Raw genomic sequence first — 22,753 nt, 5'->3', positions numbered from 1 at the left:
TAAATTTTCATTATTCTATAAATAAAGAATTTAACTTAGGCCAATCGTTAAATTTCAACTTACAAAAAAGTTAATGTTTCTTCTAAAGATACCAAACCTTACAAGGTAACATATCAATATAATACTTAAAATAATCAACATTAGTTCAATTGAAAACTGGCCACCTAAATCCAAATTAGAAAATATAAGGTAACAAATAATGACACTCATAAAAGTAATTGTGTTATATTTTAGAGCAATCATTTCTCTGTTCAAAAATATGATTAACATCGAATCGATAAGTGACAATTGACCAACCAATAACATTAGTAGCATTACTGCTATTACAATTAGCATTTTAGGTTCAACTTGAAAAATATTTATCCCATTAAAAAACAGATAAATAACAGATGCTATTATTGATAACGGATACGCCGCAATGCATATATTTCTTATAATTTTATTTGACTGTTGGTAATAGCCTTTACTAACAAACCCTGACCGCGCATCTTCTGCTAGCTTTTGAATTTTAGTATTTAAAGCAGCTCTTGGAAAAACAAGGATAATACCAGAGATTGTGACAACCATTGAAAATATAGATACTAACTTTTCACTAGCAACACTCAGCATTAACATTGGAAGAATATACATTACACCGCTACTAATTAAATTTGAATATCCTAGTTTAATTCCAGTTAAAGTCACTTCTTTATTAACGATGTCAACATTTTTTTTCTTAAATCGTTTTGAAAAAAACCAACTAATTAAAACAATTATAACATTTGAAAATGAAATTATATTAATTCCATTTTCAGAACCAAAAATAACAAATGCACATACCGTCAATATTATCAATAGTAAGTCAAGATAAAAAAGACACTTCATATTTTTATCTGATAGATAAAAATGTCTTTCTAGCTGAAAACATCCAAGGCTAATAAGCAATAAAAATACTGAGCCTATTTCTTTAAGCTCGAAAAAATCAAAAAAAGAAACAATGATAATTACTGCAGCACTAATTAGAATCAATGTACTTAAATGTGTAAAGTAGACACTGTTTTTTAGTAATGTATTTTTTTCACCACTTGTTGACTTAATTAGTGATATCGACAAGCCAAGGCTTGTAAACATACAAAGACCTGTGATAAAAACAAACAAATTGACATTTTTTTCTACGTTAAATGTTAAAAAGTGACTAATTAAAAATATAACTGTTAAACGATAAAATCCGGGCATTACCGAAGAACATAAAGCCAATACTCTTTCTTTCACATTTTACCTCTAAATAAACAAGGCTCCACTTATTGAACGTGAAGCCTCTAAGATAGTTATCTTACCAAATACCCTTGGTATCAATTATCGTTCCTGAAGTAGGTTTTTTCAGCTTGAATTCTTTATGATCAACAAGCATCAAATGAATATCGGCACTTGATAGAGCACTTTCAAAATCAACAAGTTTAACATTATTCTTATTTATTGTTCCTGGCAGAGTCTTGATATTAGGCTCTACCACTATAACATTTCCAGAATGAGAGCCGATGATTTCTTTAGCAATATCAAGCGATGGACTCTCACGAAGATCATCAATATCAGGTTTGAATGATAAACCATAACAAGCAATTACTACTTCCGTAGATTTTTTATCCGGATTTGATACTAAAAAATCAGCCAGTGCAATTTTCACTTTATTAACAACCCATTCAGGTTTTCCATCATTCACCTTTCGTGCTGTGTGAATAATACGAGCCTCTTCTGGTGTTTTAGAAACAATAAACCAAGGATCGACAGCAATACAATGACCTCCTACGCCGGGTCCCGGCTGTAAGATATTAACTCGAGGGTGACGATTGGCTAAAGCAATAAGCTCCCAAACATTAATACTGAGCTTATCGCAAATAATTGATAGTTCATTGGCAAATGCAATTTGCACATCTCGTGAACTATTCTCAGTAAGCTTTGCCATCTCTGCTGTTCTAGCATTAGTTACTACACACTCGCCAAGCACAAATGTTTTATAAAGCTCTACAGAACGCTCAGAGCAACGCACGCTCATTCCGCCAATAACACGATCGTTATCTACAAGCTCACGGACTACATGTCCTGGTAATACTCGCTCTGGACAATGAGCAATATTAATATCGGCTTTCTCACCAACTTGCTGAGGGAAAGACAAGTCAGGGCGTAACATTGCAAGCCATTCTGCCATTTGCTCTGTAGCCCCAACAGGTGATGTTGACTCCAGAATGACCAAATTTCCTTTTTCAAGTACAGGCGCAATGGCTTTTGTAGCAGCTTCAATATATGAAAGATCTGGTTCAGGTATTGCATCTCCAGTACAAGGCTTAAACGGAGTAGGAACAGCTATCAAGAAAGCATCAGCTGCTTCAGGTTTTGTTACCGCTTTCAAATACCCTTCTGTAACAGCGGCATGAACAATCATATCGAGATCTGGTTCAACAATATGTATTTTGCCCTGATTAATAGTATCAACAGCATGTTGATTAACATCAACACCAACTACTGTTTTCTTACGGGAAGCAAACATCGCAGCCGTTGGCAAACCAATGTAACCTAACCCAATGACAGAAATTGTTTCAAAAGACATTTTATAAACCTAAATTTAGCTAATTAATTTATTGAGAATTCTTTTACAAGCCAGTCCATCTCCATATGGATTGTGAGCAAAACTCATTGCCTCGTAGGCTTTATTATCTGTCAGTAACTTATTCATTTCGTATACAATCGTATTGATATCGGTTCCAACAAGTTTCACCGTACCTGCCTGAACAGCTTCCGGGCGCTCAGTCGTATCACGCATCACTAATACAGGCTTACCTAATGAAGGAGCCTCCTCCTGAATCCCACCAGAATCCGTCAGAATAACATCTGCTTTATCCATCAGATAAATAAAGGGTAAATACTGTAATGGTTCGATAAGATGAATGTTATTTTTGTTCGCTAACAAGCGGTTGACAGGCTCTTGAACGTTTGGATTTAAATGTACAGGATATACAATTTGAACATCCGAATGTTGTTTCGAAATATCTGAAAGAGCACGACAAATACGCTCAAAGCCACCACCAAAACTTTCTCGGCGATGGCCAGTTACAAGAATAAGTTTTTTTGATCTGTCGAGCCATGGAAACAATCTACTTAAATCCGCACTAAGTGTATTATCGGCATGGATTTTATCTTTTACCTGAAACAATGCATCGATAACCGTATTGCCAGTTACACAAATATCATTCTCTGAATAACCTTCATCAATTAAGTTCTGCTTTGATGCCAAAGTGGGCGCAAAATGATACTTCGCTAATGCCCCGGTCAGTTTTCTGTTTGCTTCTTCAGGCCAAGGAGAAAAAATATTCCCCGTACGTAGTCCTGCTTCAATGTGACCAACAGAAATTTGCTCATAATATGCAGCTAAACTGGCTGCAAACGTGGTCGCAGTATCACCGTGGACTAAAACGACATCAGGCTTAAATGCTTGCAAGATCGGCTTCATATTTAACAAAATGCCCGCAGTCACATCATTTAATGACTGCCCTGATTTCATGATATTCAGATCATAGTCAGGCTCAATTTCAAATAAAGCTAAAACCTGATCCAACATTTCTCTGTGCTGAGCTGTGACACATACCTTTGATTCGAAACGATCATCATGTGCCAATGCTTTGACCAGGGGTGCCATTTTGATTGCCTCTGGTCGCGTACCAAACACGGTTAAAATTCGTTTTTTCATATTCAACTCAGCGACTAATCTCTAATGGTTTTATTACCAGCTACGTTTATCGCAAACGATAAGCGATCGTCCAGATTACATATCTCTGACGGGAGTATATTGTTCCACCCTGCTATCAGCAAGTATTCGTCAGCTCACCCAAGATAATAGTCCAGTTCACAAACAATCAGCGTCAGTATCGTGTCGTGTCGTGTCAGTGTCAGTGTCAGTGTCAGTGTCAGTGTCAGTGTGGCATTCAAGATGATCACTTATAGATTGCACTCAAACAGTCTCAGAGTATCGGATTTTCAGTGTCGTGATTATGACGATGCGGTAAATGGAGGGAGAGAAGAATGGAATATAAGATACTAAAAAAAAAGCGTGTCTCAGAGAGACACGCTTTTAACTTGCTTAACTAACTGCTTTTACTACTTCAGCAATGTGATTCGACCATTTATCGGCGAGCTCGTCATTTTCAGCTTCAGCCATTACACGAATCAGTGGTTCAGTGCCTGACTTACGAAGCAGAATGCGGCCAATCGGGTTTTCAGTTCCCACTTTCAGAGCCCCTTCTGCTTCCTTAACCGCATCAATCACCGCTTGTTCTTCCAATGGTGCAACATCGCTGTTAAAGCGTACATTGACGAGTTTCTGAGGCATCATCGGCATTTCAGCAACCAATTCATCAATACTCTTTCCAGTTTCAGCTACAACACCTAATACCTGCAGAGCAGCAACAATTGCATCACCAGTTGTTACCAAATTACGGCAGATGACATGGCCCGAATTTTCACCTCCCAGCCACCAGTCTTTGTCCAGTAGCTGCTCCATAACATACCGGTCGCCCACTTTTGCTCGAACAAATGGTATACCCAGTTTACCCAATGCGACTTCAAGGCCCATGTTAGACATTAACGTGCCGACCACACCGCCTTTTAGCTGACCTTTGATTAATGCCTGCTTCGCCAGTACAAATAGGATTTGGTCACCATCAATAACATTGCCCTGGCTATCAACCATCATGATACGGTCACTGTCGCCATCCAGTGCAATCCCCATATCTGCTTTATGTTCAAGCACAGTTTGTTGAATCAACGCCATGGAAGTAGCACCACATTTTTCATTGATATTCACACCATTAGGCTGATTACCAATGATCGTTACCTCCGCCCCTAGCTCAGAGAAAACATTTGGTGCAATGTGATAGGCAGCGCCATTTGCACAATCAACAACAAGTTTCATTCCAGCCAGAGACAAGTTTGACGGGAACGTACCTTTACAAAACTCGATATAACGGCCCGCGGCATCATCCATACGCTGAGCTTTACCCAATAAGTGAGATTCCACGCACTCGATATCTTTATCCAGTTCAGCCTCAATCGCGAGTTCTACTTCATCAGGTAACTTCTCTCCGTCTGCAGAGAAGAACTTTATGCCATTGTCGTAAAATGGGTTATGAGAGGCACTGATCACGATTCCCGCTTCGGCGCGGAATGTTTTTGTCAGGTATGCAACAGCTGGAGTGGGTAGCGGACCAGTCAAAATTGCGTTAATGCCTGCAGCGGAAAGTCCAGCTTCCAGCGCAGATTCAAGCATGTAGCCTGAAATTCGAGTGTCTTTTCCGATAATGACTTTTTTTGTCCCCAAGCGGGATAAAACACGTCCTGCAGCCCAACCAAGTTTTAGTGCGAAATCAGGAGTAATTGGGTATTCACCCACCTTGCCGCGCACACCATCTGTGCCAAAATATTTTCTGCTCATTGTATATTCTTTTTTGAAGTTATTGCATGGAATGTTGAGGGAACACAGTTCCCTAAATGTTTTCAGAATTCTCTATTTCTTTATTTTTTCAGGGCGTTTCCAACCTGAAATCGTTTTTGCCGGTACACGGGTAATAACCAATTCATTCTCACCGATATCTTTACTAACCGTCGAGCCTGCACCAATAGTCGCACCTTTTGCAATAGAAACAGGAGCAATAAGTTGAGTATCAGACCCCACAAAAACATCATCACCAATTAGAGTTTTGAATTTATTTGCACCATCATAATTACAAGTAATCGTCCCTGCGCCAATGTTAACTCTCTCACCTATCTCGGCATCGCCTAGATAAGTCAGGTGGTTCGCTTTTGAACCTGAACCTAACCGCACGTTTTTCGCTTCAACAAAGTTGCCTATATGGGCATTATCCATTAGCTCAGTACCGGGACGCAGACGAGCAAATGGGCCAATTGAACAGTCTGTACCGACAATCGCATTTTCAATCACACTGTATGGACGAACAACAGTATTATCGGCGATTACACAGTTTTTCAGTACCGAACCAGCACCAATAAAAACATTGTCGCCAAGGGTCACTTTACCTTCAACAATTACATTGATATCAAGCTCTACATCTTTACCGCATTGTAATTCCCCACGAAGGTCAAACCGTGCCGGGTCTCGCAGCATCACACCTTTCTCAAGCAGTTTTTCTGCTTTCAGTGATTGGTATGCGCGTTCAAGGCGAGCAAGTTGAATACGGTTATTCACACCTTCAACTTCAATAGCTTTCTCAGGATGGACGGCTTCGATGGCTCTTCCTTCATTGTGAGCAATTTCAATAATATCTGTCAGGTAGTACTCACCCTGGGCATTATTGTTGTTAAGTTGAGATAACCAACGTTTCAGGTCACCACCATTAGCAACAAGCACACCGGTATTCACTTCTTTAATTAGTTTCTGCTCATCACTGGCATCTTTCTGCTCAACAATGGCGATTACAGGCCCATTTTTTCGAATAATTCGACCGTAACCTGATGGGTCATCCAGAATGACAGTTAAAAGTGCAATCCCCCCACAAGGCTGTGCTTCCAATAAGTTCTGAATCGTTTGTTGGCTAATAAGTGGCACATCTCCATAGGTCACCAGCACTTTTTCATCATCTGAAAAATGCCCAGCGGCCTGATCAACGGCATGGCCTGTACCCAACTGCTCCGCCTGCAAGACCCAATTTACAGACTCATTTACTAATGCCTGTTGCATCTGCTCGCCACCATGGCCATAAACCAGATGAATCTTATTGGCATTCAATGACTGACATGTATCAATAACATGCTTAACCATTGGCTTTCCAGCCATTGTATGCAGCACTTTTGGCAAATTTGAGTACATTCGCGTGCCTTTACCAGCAGCAAGGATAACCGTACTAAAATTCATCTCAACCTACCTGTTGATTAATTAAGAAATAAAAAGCCCATCGTAATCTGATGGGCAAAATGGTGGGTAAATATTACGTCAGTTTTCTTTCGAATTTATTTCGTTGCTATTTTCAGGCTGTTTCAGCTTTTGCACGCATCTCAACAACATTATCAACTGAGTCCGTGTCATGTTCATGTTTAGCATGCCAGACAAGATCACTGATACCGTCTGTTGGATTAAACCCTGTTGGGGCTTCCAATAACAACTCACGAATACGAAGATGATCAAAGTTATGGCAAGCGTTATCAAGAGGTTTCAGGATCGCCTCTAATTCATCCCAGGTCAGGCTGATTTCCTGAGCAGTCATAATTCGTTCATGGGATGTTTTGCTAACGTTGTCACCGATTAGCAGCTCTTCATAAAGCTTTTCGCCCGGACGTAATCCAGTGTACTCAATCGCAATATCACCATGAGGATTCACTTGTGATTTCACATCCAGGCCGGAAAGTTTAATCAGATTGACAGCCAGGTCAGCGATACGAACTGATTCGCCCATATCCAGAACGAACACATCACCACCTTTCCCCATTGCTCCCGCCTGAATAACTAGCTGAGCTGCTTCCGGAATCGTCATAAAGAAACGAGTTATATCTTTATGCGTTACTGTGACCGGGCCTCCCAGTTGAATCTGCTTTTTGAACAGTGGGATAACAGAGCCTGACGAACCCAGCACATTACCAAACCGAACCATGCAAAATCGGGTCTTGGTGTTTTGTTTTGCTAAAGCCTGAAGCACGAGTTCAGCCATTCGCTTCGTTGTCCCCATGACATTAGTCGGACGAACCGCTTTATCTGTGGAAATAAGAACGAACGTTTCTACATTGGCTTTAATCGCAGCTTGTGCCGTATACATGGTACCGAAGACGTTATTTCGTACCCCTTCAACCACGTTATATTCCACCAAAGGAACGTGTTTATAAGCCGCCGCATGGTAAACCGTCTGGACTTTAAAAGATTCCATAACTGTTTGCAGTCGGTTCATTCTTTGAACAGAGCCCAGCAACGGCACAATTTCCACTTCAAGAGCATGAGCAGCAACAACCGCAGACAGCTCTTTATCAATGGCATATAACCCGTATTCAGATAATTCAAACAGAACCAGCTTAGTGGGACGCTGCATAACAATCTGACGACAAAGCTCTGAACCAATAGAGCCGCCCGCACCGGTGACCATTACCACTTTACCCGTAATATCGGCCCCCATCAGTTCCTGACGAGGAGCGACAGGATCACGCCCAAGCAAATCCTCAATCGGTACATCACGTAATTCGTCAATTTTCGCTTCACCATTGACGATATCTTCCATACTCGGCACTGTCAGTACTTCAACTGTCAGGTTAGCCAACTTTTCAAGAATCGCTTTACGCTCTGAGCGGCTGGCTCGAGGTAATGCCAGCAAGACTTTTTCACACTTCAAATCGTGAATAAGATGATCTATTCGGCTCGTCGGCATCACCTTCAGACCCAGAATATAGGTCCCAACCAGGCTTGAATCCTGATCCACAAACGCAACCGGCATATAATCCAGACTTTGGCGAAGCGCGATACATAATTGGCGCCCTGTTGAACCCGCTCCGTAAATCAATACACGTTTCTTTTGACTGGCTTTTTTACTGAATACCAGTGTGCGCATTATTAGTCGGGCACCACCAGACAGGATAGCCAGAAATGCACCGTAGATCACAGGCACCGTTCGAGGAATTGATGCATCATCCAGATAAAAACCAGATACTGAAAGTGCAATCGCCGAAATAATCGCCCCTGTACTAACCACCATCAGCGCATGAAAGCTCAGGTAGCGAAGTATCGCGCGGTATAAGCCAAGCTTAACGAAAGTTGCAATGGTAACAAGAGCTAAAATTGCATAAGTCTGCCAAAGCTCAACGTCCGTAATTGAATCAAAGTGTCCATAACGAACACCAAAAGCGCCCCAGAAAGCAATTGCAATAAATACTGCATCAATAGCAATACTGATTACCCTTTTCTTAGCGCGAGATATAGATAACAGATATTTTTCTAACATATCTTAACCCACCAACTCATAATATAAGGCTGGATTAACCAGCCTTTCCATTTATGCCGTCGCGGCTTTTAATACTTCTTTAATTGTTTCACAGGTTTTATCCATTTCGTCCTGTGTCAACGTCGGATGTACCAAAAACATCAGGCTGTTTTCACCCAGCTCTACTGCATTTTTCAATCGTTCTTCCGGACGCCATGGCGTATTATCAAACGCTTTTTCCAGGTAAACTTCTGAACAGCTACCCTGGTAACAAGGCACACCACGCTCAACGATCTCTTCAACGATGCGATCACGTGACCAACCGTCTTTCAGATACTGCGGTTCCACAAACAAGTAATGTTTGTACTCTGCGTGTTCAATGTACTCAGGAACTTTCACTGTACGTACAACGTTCAGACCAGCAACTGCATCATCAATCAACTTACCGTACAACTGACGTGTTTTAGTCCATTCAGGCATGCGCTTAAGTTGAATACGTCCCAAAACCGCCTGCATTTCTGTCATGCGCCAGTTCGTACCAAAGCTTTCATGTAACCAGCGGAAGCCAGGTGGGTGCTGACGCTCATAAATGGCTTCAAAGCTTTTACCATGGTCTTTGTAGCTCCACATTGCAGACCACAGTGACTTATCATTGGTCGTCACCATGCCGCCCTCACCACCCGTTGTCATGATTTTATCCTGACAGAAAGACCAGGCACCAATATGGCCAATGGTTCCCACCGAACGATCTTTATATTTCGCGCCATGAGCTTGTGCACAGTCTTCGATAACATAAAAACCATACTTTTCAGACAGCGCCATAATCGCGTCCATCTCTGCTGGCATACCGGCAAGGTGAACAACTATAACTGCCTTAGTTTTTGGCGTAAGTACAGCTTCGATTGACTCAGCGTTAATGCTCTGGCTGTTTAAATCGACATCGGCAAAAACCGGTGTAGCCCCAGCTGTGACAATTGACGATACCGAAGCAAGGAACGTACGCGGTGTGGTAATAACTTCATCACCAGGATTAATGTTGATTGCTTTTAAAGCAACATCCAGAGCTAATGTACCATTGCCAAGTGCTATCGCGTATTCGCAACCTGCCCACGCAGCAAATTCTTTTTCAAATTCACGACACTCCTGGCCAGTCCAGTAATTCACTTTATTTGATAATAGTACGTCACGTACCGCATTGGCCTCTTCTTCGGTAAAAGAAGGCCATGGAGAGAAAGGTGTATTGAGCACGATGTACTCCTGATGTAAGAGATTATTTTAATGATTTTGCTGGAACACCAACAAACGTTGAGATTGAATCTATATTTGAAACAACTGCAGCTCCGGCTCCGACAATAACATCGGCACCAATCTGAACTAATTGACGGACAGCAGATCCGGCTCCTATCCAGGAGCATGAACCTACTGTGACTCCACCTGCCAAATTTGCACCAGGGCTAATATGAACCCCTGCATCTAAATGGCAATCGTGATCGATAGTTGCGGCAGTATTAATAATGCAAGCTTTACCAATATAAGAGAACGGATTAACAACAGCATTAGCCATTAATACGGTACCTGCTTCAATCGTTGAATACCGACTAATTACAGCCGTTGGGTGAATAAGCGTCGCTAAAGACATGCCGAATGTTTCCAGCATTGTTTGCTTAGCTAGTCGTATAGCATTATTACCAATGGCGACAAACACTCCCTCATAACCATCAGCAGACGCCAATAAAGACTCGGTGTCACCAACAACAGGCCAGGGACCAATTTCTGTTTTACCCGGCCAGCTATCATCAAAGAAGTGAATATCACTCCATCCCTGTAATTCAGCGATTTCAGCGACTACTTTCCCATGACCGCTAGCCCCCAAAATGGCTATACGCTTCATGCTTGTTCCTTTGAATCAGCCTGTGAGCCGCGAAACTTTTCAATAGTCACATGGCCGTCTGCACTAATGCCTTCTTTGATAAAAACTTTTTTTACGGTCAGAAAGAGAATTTTAATATCCAACCAAAAAGAGCGATTATCAACATACCAGGTATCGAGCTTAAATTTATCTTCCCAGCTGAGTGCGTTACGGCCATTTATCTGGGCCCATCCGGTAACACCAGGACGAACAGCATGACGCCGACGCTGCTCATTATTGTAGAGCGGTAAGTATTCCATCAGTAATGGACGAGGACCAACCAAACTCATCTCGCCTTTTAGTACGTTCCATAATTCAGGCAACTCGTCCAAACTACTTGAGCGAAGTTTGTCACCAAAAGGTGTCATACGTTCTGCATCGGGTAGCGGGTTTCCCTGAGCATCAATGGCGTCTTTCATGGAACGGAATTTAACCATTTCAAACGGTTTACCGTCCAACCCCGGACGAACCTGCCTGAACAGAACCGGAGAACCTAAATTCTGGCGAATTTTCCAAGCAACAAGCGCAATCACCGGAGAGAGTAAAATCAATGCAATCAGTGATGCACAAAAATCGAACACTCTCTTCATGATTTCACACCTGCTACCCAGTCAACCCATTTGTCTGCCAGCTTCGCCCGGTCAAAGGACTCTTCTGCGAGTTGACGTGCATTTTGTCCTTTCACCACCAGAGAATCACGATTGTCCGCAGCCGTTTCGAGTGCATCAGCAAAAGCAGAAGGATTTTCTGGTTCTACAGTAAACCCACAATCACGATCCTGAATCATTCCAGCTAACCACCCCGGATAGTTATTGATTACCGGAAGACCTGCAGAAATATAATCAAAGAATTTATTTGGTGAGGTGCCAAAATAGAAAGCCGGAACATTAGCCAATAACTGCATGCCGATATCGGCACTGTGCATCAGCCCTGCTAGTTTGGTTTTATTTACCGGGTCATGAAAAATCACATTGGTAATATTTTCATCTTTTGCGCGTTGCTGAAGCTGAGACTTCAACTTCCCCTGACCAACAAGAACCAGCTTTATATCATCACGACGACGTTGCTGAAGCTCTTTTGCTGTGTCTAATGCCGCATCAAGACCATTTGCAATTCCATGGGTACCCGTGAAAACCGCCATCAAATCATTTTCAGAGACTCCGCTTGGGCGCCAAGGCTCTTGTTCAGCCGCAAAAATTGACAGGTCACAACCGTTAGGCACCATCGCAATGCGCTCTTCAGGCACACCACGCTTTTTTATGCCTTCAACGATACCCGGAGAAAGACCAATACAACGATGAGCAGAGCGATAGGAAGCCCATTCCAGTACAGACATCAAACCCAGTACTACCGGGTTTTTAATCACACCCATTTCTCTTGGCAGTTCCGGCCAAAGGTCACGTACTTCAAAAACAAAGGGCTTTCCGCGTAACCAACGAGCAAATATACCGGGGATACCCGCCGTCAGAGGCGTCGTTGTAGCAAAAACAACATCATACTTTTCTGTGAACGCCAAACCAATGCTTTTCAGAGCGAACTTAACAAATGTCATACTACGCTTCGCAAAACCATCTGAATTCGAGTACGAAAGGTTAAACTCAATAATTCGGATTCCGTCGACAATCCCTTCACGTCGACCGTTTACAAAATCGTTTTCCAAGCCGGTCTCACCCCCGCCATAGCTGCCGCAAACCATTGTCACTGAGTGACCATGATGAATAAGGCGCTTAGCCATTTCGTAAGATCGGATCCCTGTTGAGCCTTTTGGCGTAGAGAAATGCTGGTGAAAATATAGAATATTCATTATTAGTATCTGTATTCAGTAATAATACGACCATGAGAGGCCACTTCAATTTCTACTACAGGGATAGGTGATTCATGATAATAATACCGAGATTCACGCCCCTGAATGATGTCAATTCTTTTTACCAATAAATCAGTTTGAATTTGAATAACATGCTCACCATCAGAAATGGTAAGGCCATCTACGATCCAGTTTCCAGGTTTTAAACGCCATCTTAATACAGCCGCTTCTTTAAAGCCTGAAACATCATCAATAATGGTTAAAGCTCTATCACTTAGCTGTAGTTCTCTCTGGTGAGTGACACCATAACAATCTGTATAGCTAGCCTGACAATTCTGACTGTTCTGACTATTTAAGTTGCATGCCACAGAATCAGCCTTTAACCAGTTTCCTAACAGAAAGCGGCTCAGACGAGGCATTTGGTCACGCTGATCAAACTGGATTGTATTATGGCTTTCTACCCCGCCATAATAACGAATGTACTCATCACCAGCGTTATAACTAAATGTACCACCATCGCGAAGAAGATTAATCCCATTGAGCCAAAAATCGACATGCAGAGCGTCACATTGACTAGGTCTAAAGCGGAACTTGGGATAAGTCATCATAGCGAAAGCATTTTTGCTCAGAGAGCGTAAGCCAAAATAACCACCATCTGAAAAGTGAAAGCTTGACGGTTCATTAAGTGCTCGTAACGGCTTATCAATCCCTAGCCATTCAAGAGGAATATCGTAACTTCCTTCATCTTTCCATGCTGAAGCATTAAAAAATAAAACAGAAGCTAATTGGACAGAGGGACGAAAATCGCGATAGTCAGTTTCGGTAAGTTGTAACAACCGAGCCCCATCATTAGCACCTAAATTTGGCACATCTCCCGTCTCAGCTTGAGTCATTTGATATAGCCAGTTCGTTGCAGCCTGAAGCTTTACAAGCAACTTTTCAGAGAATGCGGGTAAAGATAACTCACGACGCCATAATTCAGCCATTGAGTATGTATCAAGCATGACACGGTGATAATTGGTCGAATATTGACTAAAACTCCCATCAGTTTCAATTAGCCTCTTTGCCCTATTTTCCAGCCACTTTCTGCCTAACATCATCCATTTTTTACCAGAGGAATCACCATTTGCATTCAACCAGCTCCCGCCAATAAATAGTGCGGCAGCTTCCGATGTACCATGGTTATTATCTTGTGCTACAGCATAGGAAATTGTTGGTGCAATTCTAGCTAAGTGTACTTTGACCAATGAAAGCAACGCAGGCTCAGGTTCATTAACTTGCTTCAATAATTTTGCGGCCATAGCAAGATGCATGACTCGGATAGATGCTTCCTGGCCACACTTCCAATTTTTCCCCATATATGGCGGATTATTTATACACCAATCTTTTATAACAAAATTAAGAGCAGACTTAGATTCATCACAACCATTTAAGATTTTTAAAGCCATTAATAAAACAGAATCTAGCCTGGAAGGCTCCCACACTCCTTTTATGTCGCCGTTGTGAAAATCAGATATTTTGAACCAAGGCTCATTGGTAAAATCGTCACCGCACTCTGAGAGTATATTTCTATGCCATGAATACTCTAAGAGGTTCTGTTTAACCCATCCAAAAAATAACACATCAAACAATGATACATTTTTGAAATCGCAGCCATTGATAATATTATCGTTTTCATCAAAAGCATAAAATACTGAAGAACAGTAATCGTTTAAAACATGATGAGGAAATAATTTTAATTTAACCCTACACCTGTAGATTGAAACTTTAAAAACATTCATGACACCTAGGTCAAAAATCATCTTAATTTTCATATGTCGAATCTATAAAATCGGATATTTTAATTAAATACTGTTCACATCTACTTGACCACGTGTGATTTGAAGAGTAATAATTTAGAATTTCATGTCTATTTAAAAAAAGATCTTTCCTTTTTAGCTCTTCAATAACATTAATTAATGCGGAGTTTTCATAAAAGAAAACACTATTAGTAACATTTGATTTTAGTGGCTCTAATATATCTTTAGGCTGTCCTACGCATGTAGAAAGAATTGGAAGTGCAAGTGATAAATATTCAAAAAGTTTAGTTGGTGAACCATAATCAGCAACTGTTCCAGATTTATATGGTAAAACTAGTAAAGTTTTTCCATTTAAGTCACCTGAACCGACAAGCTTATCAAAGTCATAACGACCATGAATGAATACATTTGATGAAGATTTAGCGATAGCATTTAACTCTAACTCTTGTGAGCCGGAGCCATAAAGATGTAGATTTACCCCATCCAATCCACTAATTATTTTTGAGAATGTTACTAGATCATAATAAGAATGGTACATTCCCATATATACAATGTTTAATGTATCACTCGATGGTTCGAAAATAACAGACTCTGCCAAACCATTTAATTCATAGCCAGCATTTGGAAGAGTTGTAACACTGCTATTAACTTCCTTAACTTCTTCAGACAAGGAGTTAGAAACACAGTTAACAAAAGGAGCTTTAGATATAACATATCGTTCGAAATGAAAAAGTATTTTTTCAATAAAAGAATGTTTTCCTTTTAATTGATGGTAGCCGAGTCCATTTAATTCAAATCCCCATTTCTTACCAACAAATATATTTAAAAAAACACAAAAAAACCATCCTAATGAAGTTGAATATCTTACAATAATAAAATCAGAAACTTTCCTTTTCTTCAATAAAGAAAAAATCAGATTAAAATACCATAAGATTGAGGCTCCAGATATTTTTTCATAGATTGCAAGCTCATTACAATAATTACTTGCTGACTTACTAGAGAATACGGTTACGTTTACATTATTATTTACTAACCCTTGTATAATACCTCTAGCATGGCTAACCCGTCCATTTACACCCAGTTCAAAAAAGTCTTTGCGAGCTAGAACATAAAAAATATTCATAAAATGAAAATACCCTCTAGTTTTCTTTCCATTGCTTCCCATGAATAATTTCTGTTGAAAGATTTAATAATTTCTATTCTACGCTCTCTATTTTCTCTGATTTTTGAATAAATAAAATCACTAGATAGAGCATTTATATCATCTATATTGTCAACAATAATACATGAAAGTTCACCTTTCCTATTCAAAAATCTTACTAACGGAAATGATGATGTTAATAAAAGTATACCAGAAGCCATAGCATCAAATAGTTTATTTGGGCTTGCTAATCTATTATTCGAAGAAACACTTGAATAAAATGAAAAGGTTATATCCTCATTTGACAAAATTGATACTACAGAGGAGTTATCAAATCTGCCATGAAAATTAATTTTATTAATACCGTTTGATTTGAATTTTTCATTAATTTCTGTCAAGTATAAATTATCGACGGAGCCATATATGTTAAAATGTAAAGATGGTAATGTTTTGTTTAAAGCTATTATTGTATCATCAATACTACGCCCAGCCATAACGCCACCGCAATAACAGGCACTGATGTAATTATCATCTTTTTTTTCTTCAATGATTTTAACTAAATCTCTAGTATTATAAATATAATCACAGTATGTTTTATTCTTATCTATATTGTAATATCTTCTCAAAAATTTCAATCTATATTGGTCTGTTGCTATGAAGTAGCCACACCCATCGATTACCCACTTCTCAATAAAACGCCAAAAAGGTCTAAATCTTCCAGAGTAAATACTTTTAGTCATCCCAACATTTATCTCGAATGCCTCGTATGACAATGTATATTTCTTATTAAAAATGATAATGAAACGGCCAATGATCGCAGCAGGTAAATTTACTGCATATATAAGTTCACTTTTACCATCATTTTTAAAAACTAAAATAAAGAATACTTTCAACATCAAAAACAATATTTTGAAATACGATAAAAATCGAAATCTTTCCTTATATCCATAACTGTTTAATTTATTGCTTTTTTCTCTAAGAATACAATAAGCATGAATACTAGCTTTATTAGAGAAAAAGGAGAAAAGTCTCTCTATTTTAGGAGCACTATTCAAATCCTTACCTACAAACAATAAATTAACATTATTATATTTTATTTTCTTCATTGTTTTCCAACCATTTAAGCACTGCGATCATGAACAATATTGCGACAGCAATCTGAAAAGGAACCTTTAATCTCTGATGCGTAATACCGGACAGATGTATTGTATATATCGGTGCATATAATACTAACGTCAGAATATAGGATTTTAGTGCAATTGACATAGATTTAAGTCCATTAAAGAATTTAACCGGCCTAGAAAAAGCAAATCCTACCAAAATAACAAGCATAAAATAATAGAATGTTTGATTTATTAATCTAAAAATATCATCGGTCATTCCCCATATTTCACTGCCACCGCTCATTACTCGCTCAAGTAACGAATGTGGCATAGGAGTAAATACATATGTTAGAAAAGCATAAATAATCGATGTAATATTTAACCCATTGGCTACCACGCCTCTGGCATCGATATCCCCTGAATTTTCATATAAATAACTATAGTAATTAAAGTATGATGAAACATATTCACCGAGTAGAAAATATGCAATACCAAGAAAAACAATTGCTAATGATGCTAAGGCAGACTTAACTCTTATCGATTGCTTTGTGATAACAAATAGCACAAAAATAAGCGAAAAAATTGCAACAACAGCAATCAAAGGTCGCAAAAAAAGAATCAGCATCCAAGAAATTAATGACAATAAATATCTTTTTTCTTTAAAATAAAAGAAAAACATTGTTATAGACAATAGTATTGACAAGTCTCTTAGATTTGAAACTGACATGATAAACAAATATGGTACAAACAAAACAATACATACTGTTTTAATATTACTACCAAGCAACATGTATATATAGTAAGTCAATAACATCAAAACTGGTATATTTATAAGTTTTAGCAAATAGACACTTGCTGTTGGCTCCCAATAGTAAAAATACTTATTTATTATTATCCATAAAGAACGACCAATATCGGTTATTTCTCTTGACGCTAAATCAATATATGTCTGTTCATCCGTCTTATATAAAAGTGTATCAAAAGTCTTAAACTCATATATTTGAAATAAGAATACAAGTCCACTAAAGATAAAAACAGATGAGACGATAAATACCCCATCTATTTTTTTTCTTGCATTAAATACTATAAATATAACAATTAGAATTTGAAAAAAAACAAAACTAATCATGATTGTTTTTTATCCAGTCACAGAGAGAATCGAATGCTTTAACTGCAATACTGCGATTATAGATTATCTCTTCGGAACGCTTATCAAAGTCAAAACTAGAATTAATATAATATTCAATATTAAAAACATTTTTTTCTTTGAAATCCTCAGCTTTGATGTAGTGCGTCGATTTCGGGAAAAACAAGTGAAAGTTTTTTAGCTTTCTTTCCAATGGGGCTACAATGACATTACAACCAGCTAATGCGCCAAGTAAAACTCCATGCGCTCTTGATGAAATAATAGTATTATACTTTTCATTCCATTTTTTAACTGTAATTTCTGGATCTTCGTCAGCATTCCATGTCCAAACAGGTATGCCTTTCAATCTACTATCAATAATCTCCGTATCGTTATTAGACAACAATAATATCTCAACATTATAGTTTTTATTCTTAAGTTCTCTAGCTAGATCTTTCAACTTTTCTATTACATTTTTTCCATACTCATCTTTATTCCAATCCCTTAGAATAATTCCAATTTTATCTCCTGATGATTTGGCTTTAATTGGTTCAAGGACAAAAACAGGATCAGTAAATTTACTCACCTCTATATTATTACTTTCTAAAAGGTTATAGCTGTTCATATCGCGAACAGAAAAATAATCAAATCCAGCTATCTTTTTAACTGCATTAATTTCATAACTAGGATTGTGGAATGGTCCAACACCAACACAGAAAGCTGCCTTTTTAATTACATTATCCCCATTCAACTTCCTATAAATTAAATGGTGAATTTTCCCTCCAAATAATGAAGTTAAATAGTACTTAAGTTTATTTGAAAACTTGTATTCAGAGTCATTGAAAGAATAAAACTGACCGCCACCACCCAAAATCAAAAAGTCACTTTTAATACGCTGGCTTGAACTTTTGTATTCGATATCACCATTAATGTTACGAGCTTTCTTTTTGTCATCAACACCAACGACAATATTATAACTATCATCCAGTCTATTTTTTATGTTTTTATAAATAAGAGAATATAGTAGATCATCACCTAAGTTGTGAGGCCCATATGCCCCTTTAATCCAGATGGTTTTTTTCATAAATAAAGCCTTACACTTAAAACCGTTAATATCAGTAGAGAGAACATTACACTTTGCTGGGAAAGAAATTTTTTAAGTAATTCTCTTGAGTAATCAACTCTATATAAAAAGTATATGAATGAAATTAAATGTGACAAAAGGAATGAAATTGCAATTCCAAAACTTCCTTTTTCAACTCCATAGATTAAGTAAATACCTACAAATGAAATAGACCAAATTAAGTTGCTAACAGCCGAAACCCAATAGTTTTCTTTAAATACTATCTCTCTACCAATTGCTGATTTAACCGAAACTAACAAACAAGAGATAATAACAACATAAAAAGCTCTTATAAAATCTTCATTTACAAAGTCATGTCCATATATATACTTTAAAAAACCAGGGAAAGCCAATAAGAAAATAACAATGGAATACACACAAAAATATGGTGTAAGTAAATTATACAACCTATATTTTTCGTTATCTTTATATCTTGAAAAATAGCTCAAAAAAACAACACCAAGAACACTTGGTATAAAAATTAACAAATTTCTCCATTGTGTAATCGCTCCAAACTGACCCACGATCTCTAAGCCTGAAGTGTTATATTTCATCGATATTTGATAAATTACAAGCATTGTTGGTGTTACAGTTAAACCAACTAATAGTGCTGGAAAGCTATCATTAACAATTATTTTTTTATATCGATTATAATTAAATATAATATTTTCAAATACTGAGCTAACATCTCCGTTAAACTGTTTATAAAAATAATTAATATACAGAATAACTATTATAATTTGATTAATTAAAAGCGATACAACTCCACCAAGTAAGGCATGATTTAATACAAGATATAATGAAATAGGAATTGATATAACACCAGATACTAATGAAACATTTTTATTATACCTAAAATCTTTCTTACCATTCATATATCCATTTATTACAACTTGGATACATGACAACAATGGAATAAAAACAGCTATTTTTATTAAAACACTCTGATTTTGATCATTTAATAGATACTCTGAAATCTGCTTTGAATATAAAAATGTAATAAAAATAAAAATAATCGAAAAGAAAGATGAAATAAGTATATTTAGTAGTGTAAATGCTAAGGCACTTTCTTGTTCATTATTTTCATTATAGATTGAAACATGTTTAGTAATAACTACACCTGCGCCTACCGTTATAAAAATTAATAATGTTGCAGTTGTAGTTTGAATTATTGAAAACGTACCAAAAATTTCCGCACCTAAAACTCTAGCAAAAATAATGCTTATGACAATGGCAGATCCTTTCGAAAATATTGCAGAAAGTAAATTTAAAAAGCTGCTTTTCAGCAGCTCTTTTTTCATTACCAAATTCCTTTTGTATCAATTAAGTAACCATTTTTAACACTCGAGGATTTAAATTCTTTGTGATCAACAAGCAACACTTGAATATCAGCTTCACAAACTGCCATATCAAAACTCACCAGTTCAATTCCTGATAGTTTTGCTGGCAATGCCTCAATATTGGGCTCAACAGCAACAACACGGCCACAGTGCATTTCTGCAATTTTTTGGGTGATAGCCATTGCAGGACTTTCACGTAAGTCGTCAATATCAGGCTTAAATGCTAAGCCGTAACAAGCAATTGTGACTTCTTTGGCTGTTTTTTCGGGGTTTGCCTGAAGAAAATCAGCAATCGCCAGCTTCACTTTATTAACGACCCATTCAGGCTTAGCATCGTTTACTTTACGTGCTGTATGGATGATTTGAGCTTCATCCGGTGTTTTTGAAACAATAAACCACGGGTCAACAGCAATACAGTGACCACCAACGCCTGGGCCAGGTTGAAGGATATTTACGCGAGGATGACGGTTTGCTAATGCAATAAGTTCCCATACGTTAATGTCCAGTTTATCACAGATCACTGACAGTTCGTTCGCGAAAGCAATCTGAACATCGCGAGAGCTGTTTTCCGTTAATTTTGCCATTTCGGCTGTTCGTGCATTGGTAATTACACACTCACCCTGAACAAAAGTTTTATACAGCTCAACAGAACGATCTGAACAACGTGGCGTCATACCACCGATTACTCGGTCATTCTCAACCAGTTCACGTACAACATGACCTGGCAATACTCGCTCAGGACAGTGTGCAATATTGACATCCGCCTGCTCTCCCGCAGTTTGCGGAAAGCTTAAATCTGGACGCGCTGTGGCCAGCCATTCTGCCATTTGCTCTGTTGCCCCAACAGGAGACGTTGATTCAAGAATGACCAGATCACCTTTTTTCAGAACCGGTGCAATCGCTTTACTTGCTGCCTCGATGTAAGACAGATCTGGCGCTGGTACTTCACCTTCCTCACACGGAAGAAATGGGGTTGGTACCGCAATCAGAAAAGCATCAGCAGGCTCAGGGGTTGTTACTGCCTTCAGGTAACCCTCTTTCACTGCCGCGCTGACAATCATGTCCAGCTCTGGCTCAACAATGTGAATTTTACCCTGATTAATTGTGTCAACAGCATGCTGGCTAACATCAACACCAACCACTTTTTTCTTACGTGATGCAAACATGGCTGCTGTTGGTAAGCCGATGTAGCCCAAGCCAACGACTGAAACTGTTTCAAAAGACATAATTATTTCCTTGCTAATATTTTATTACTTTGCTAACTCGTTCAAGATACGCTCACAGGCTTTGCCATCACCGTACGGGTTATGGGCATAGCTCATGGCCTGATAGGCTGACTCATCCGTTAGCAACTGGTTCAAATTGGACACAATTTTTTCAACATCTGTACCTACCAGTTTAACTGTTCCGGCAGAAACGGCTTCAGGGCGCTCTGTTGTATCACGCATAACCAATACAGGTTTCCCCAATGAAGGGGCTTCTTCCTGAATACCGCCAGAGTCCGTAAGAATAATATTGGCTCTGTCCATCAGGTAGATAAATGGCAAGTACTGTTGTGGTTCAATAAGCATAATATTGTCAATGCCAGACAGAATGCGGTTTACCGGTTCACGAACGTTCGGATTCAAATGCATCGGATAAAGAATTTGTACATCAGGATGCTGCTGAGCCGTTTCAGCCAGAGCTTTACAAATGCGCTCGAAGCCACCACCAAAAGATTCGCGGCGATGCCCTGTAACCAAGATCAGTTTTTTCTTTTCATCCAGATACGGGAACTGTGCTGCCAATGTCGCTTTTAAATCAGCGTCTGACTCAATTTTGTCTTTTACCATTAACAGTGCGTCAATCACCGTATTTCCCGTCACACTGATGTGCTCAGGGGAATAATTCTCTTTGAGCAGGTTATCTTTAGATGTCTCTGTTGGCGCAAAGTGGTACTTGGTCAACGCCCCGGTTAGCTTACGGTTAGCTTCTTCCGGCCATGGCGAGTAAATGTTCCCTGTACGCAAGCCTGCTTCTACGTGACCTACAGCAATTTGCTCGTAATAAGAAGCTAAGCTGGCCGCGAAAGTTGTTGCCGTATCGCCATGCACAAGAACGACTTCGGGCTTAAATTCCTGTAACACCGGTTTTAGTTCAAGCAGAATTCGTGCGGTCACTTCGTTTAAGGTTTGACCCGCTTTCATCAGGTTTAAGTCATAGTCTGGTGTAATTTCAAACAGTTCAAGAACCTGATCTAACATTTCACGATGCTGTGCTGTGACACATACTTTCGCGTCAAAGCGTTCGTCAGCGGCCAGAGCATGCACCAGAGGAGCCATTTTGATGGCTTCTGGTCGGGTACCAAAAACGGTTAAAACGCGTTTCTTTTCCATTTTTTTTTACCAGTTCGGTTGAGTTGATATTTGTCTTAGCTATATTAAAAACCTGATTTAAATTCAATATTATTTTCTAGCCAAGCATTGT

General features: G+C 38.8%; 18 protein-coding genes. All 18 read right to left on the bottom strand.

What is annotated here, in order from left to right:
• Positions 1–54: 54 nt before the first annotated feature.
• The gene (locus tag PGW97_RS04515; RefSeq protein ID WP_273858927.1) at positions 55–1,251 is read right to left on the bottom strand and encodes a hypothetical protein; all 1,197 of its coding nucleotides are present in this window, start codon (positions 1,249–1,251) and stop codon (positions 55–57) included.
• 61 nt (positions 1,252–1,312) lie between these two features.
• Complete coding sequence (gene wecC / locus PGW97_RS04510; RefSeq protein ID WP_273858925.1) at positions 1,313–2,584, bottom strand: UDP-N-acetyl-D-mannosamine dehydrogenase; 1,272 nt, start codon at positions 2,582–2,584, stop codon at positions 1,313–1,315.
• A gap of 15 nt (positions 2,585–2,599) precedes the next feature.
• Positions 2,600–3,721 carry a non-hydrolyzing UDP-N-acetylglucosamine 2-epimerase gene (gene wecB / locus PGW97_RS04505; RefSeq protein WP_273858924.1) on the bottom strand — a complete coding sequence of 374 codons (1,122 nt, stop codon included), beginning with the start codon at positions 3,719–3,721 and terminating at the stop codon, positions 2,600–2,602.
• 390 nt (positions 3,722–4,111) lie between these two features.
• The gene (gene glmM / locus PGW97_RS04500; RefSeq protein ID WP_273858923.1) at positions 4,112–5,461 is read right to left on the bottom strand and encodes a phosphoglucosamine mutase; all 1,350 of its coding nucleotides are present in this window, start codon (positions 5,459–5,461) and stop codon (positions 4,112–4,114) included.
• Positions 5,462–5,533: 72 nt separating this feature from the next.
• The gene (gene glmU, locus PGW97_RS04495) at positions 5,534–6,898 is read right to left on the bottom strand and encodes a bifunctional UDP-N-acetylglucosamine diphosphorylase/glucosamine-1-phosphate N-acetyltransferase GlmU (protein WP_273858921.1); all 1,365 of its coding nucleotides are present in this window, start codon (positions 6,896–6,898) and stop codon (positions 5,534–5,536) included.
• A 112-nt stretch (positions 6,899–7,010) separates the two neighbouring features.
• A complete protein-coding gene (locus PGW97_RS04490) occupies positions 7,011–8,963 on the bottom strand; it encodes a nucleoside-diphosphate sugar epimerase/dehydratase (RefSeq protein ID WP_273858920.1) in 1,953 nt (650 codons plus the stop codon).
• A gap of 51 nt (positions 8,964–9,014) precedes the next feature.
• Complete coding sequence (locus tag PGW97_RS04485) at positions 9,015–10,190, bottom strand: DegT/DnrJ/EryC1/StrS family aminotransferase (protein ID WP_273858918.1); 1,176 nt, start codon at positions 10,188–10,190, stop codon at positions 9,015–9,017.
• Positions 10,191–10,212: 22 nt separating this feature from the next.
• Positions 10,213–10,833, bottom strand: a complete 621-nt coding sequence (locus PGW97_RS04480; protein WP_273858916.1) for an acetyltransferase — start codon at positions 10,831–10,833, stop codon at positions 10,213–10,215.
• On the bottom strand, positions 10,830–11,441 hold the full coding sequence (locus PGW97_RS04475) for a sugar transferase (protein ID WP_273858913.1): 612 nt from the start codon (positions 11,439–11,441) through the stop codon (positions 10,830–10,832). The genes PGW97_RS04480 and PGW97_RS04475 overlap by 4 nt, the downstream gene beginning before the upstream one ends.
• Entirely contained in the window at positions 11,438–12,655 is a 1,218-nt protein-coding gene (locus PGW97_RS04470) for a glycosyltransferase family 4 protein (protein ID WP_273858911.1), read from the bottom strand. Before PGW97_RS04470 ends, PGW97_RS04475 begins: the two co-directional genes overlap by 4 nt.
• 2 nt (positions 12,656–12,657) lie before the next feature.
• Entirely contained in the window at positions 12,658–14,469 is a 1,812-nt protein-coding gene (locus tag PGW97_RS04465) for a heparinase II/III family protein (protein ID WP_273858909.1), read from the bottom strand.
• Positions 14,459–15,619, bottom strand: coding sequence for a hypothetical protein (locus tag PGW97_RS04460; protein ID WP_273858907.1), 1,161 nt, complete (start codon positions 15,617–15,619; stop codon positions 14,459–14,461). The genes PGW97_RS04465 and PGW97_RS04460 overlap by 11 nt, the downstream gene beginning before the upstream one ends.
• On the bottom strand, positions 15,574–16,701 hold the full coding sequence (locus tag PGW97_RS04455) for a glycosyltransferase family protein (RefSeq protein ID WP_273858905.1): 1,128 nt from the start codon (positions 16,699–16,701) through the stop codon (positions 15,574–15,576). Before PGW97_RS04455 ends, PGW97_RS04460 begins: the two co-directional genes overlap by 46 nt.
• Positions 16,682–17,827: a hypothetical protein gene (locus PGW97_RS04450; RefSeq protein ID WP_273858904.1), complete on the bottom strand. Its 1,146-nt coding sequence runs from the start codon at positions 17,825–17,827 to the stop codon at positions 16,682–16,684. The genes PGW97_RS04455 and PGW97_RS04450 overlap by 20 nt, the downstream gene beginning before the upstream one ends.
• On the bottom strand, positions 17,820–18,908 hold the full coding sequence (locus tag PGW97_RS04445) for a polysaccharide pyruvyl transferase family protein (RefSeq protein WP_273858902.1): 1,089 nt from the start codon (positions 18,906–18,908) through the stop codon (positions 17,820–17,822). The genes PGW97_RS04450 and PGW97_RS04445 overlap by 8 nt, the downstream gene beginning before the upstream one ends.
• Positions 18,905–20,248, bottom strand: a complete 1,344-nt coding sequence (locus tag PGW97_RS04440; RefSeq protein ID WP_273858900.1) for an oligosaccharide flippase family protein — start codon at positions 20,246–20,248, stop codon at positions 18,905–18,907. The genes PGW97_RS04445 and PGW97_RS04440 overlap by 4 nt, the downstream gene beginning before the upstream one ends.
• Positions 20,248–21,513, bottom strand: a complete 1,266-nt coding sequence (gene wecC / locus PGW97_RS04435; RefSeq protein WP_273858898.1) for a UDP-N-acetyl-D-mannosamine dehydrogenase — start codon at positions 21,511–21,513, stop codon at positions 20,248–20,250. Before wecC (PGW97_RS04435) ends, PGW97_RS04440 begins: the two co-directional genes overlap by 1 nt.
• Positions 21,514–21,537: 24 nt before the next feature.
• Positions 21,538–22,662 (bottom strand): non-hydrolyzing UDP-N-acetylglucosamine 2-epimerase, encoded by a 1,125-nt coding sequence (wecB, locus tag PGW97_RS04430; protein ID WP_273858897.1) that lies wholly within the window; start codon positions 22,660–22,662, stop codon positions 21,538–21,540.
• Between the last annotated feature and the right edge of the window lie 91 nt (positions 22,663–22,753).

It is taken from the genome of Photobacterium sp. GSS17, assembly GCF_028621875.1.
GTDB lineage: Bacteria > Pseudomonadota > Gammaproteobacteria > Enterobacterales > Vibrionaceae > Photobacterium > Photobacterium ganghwense.
This window is presented reverse-complemented; position numbering and strand designations above follow the sequence as displayed.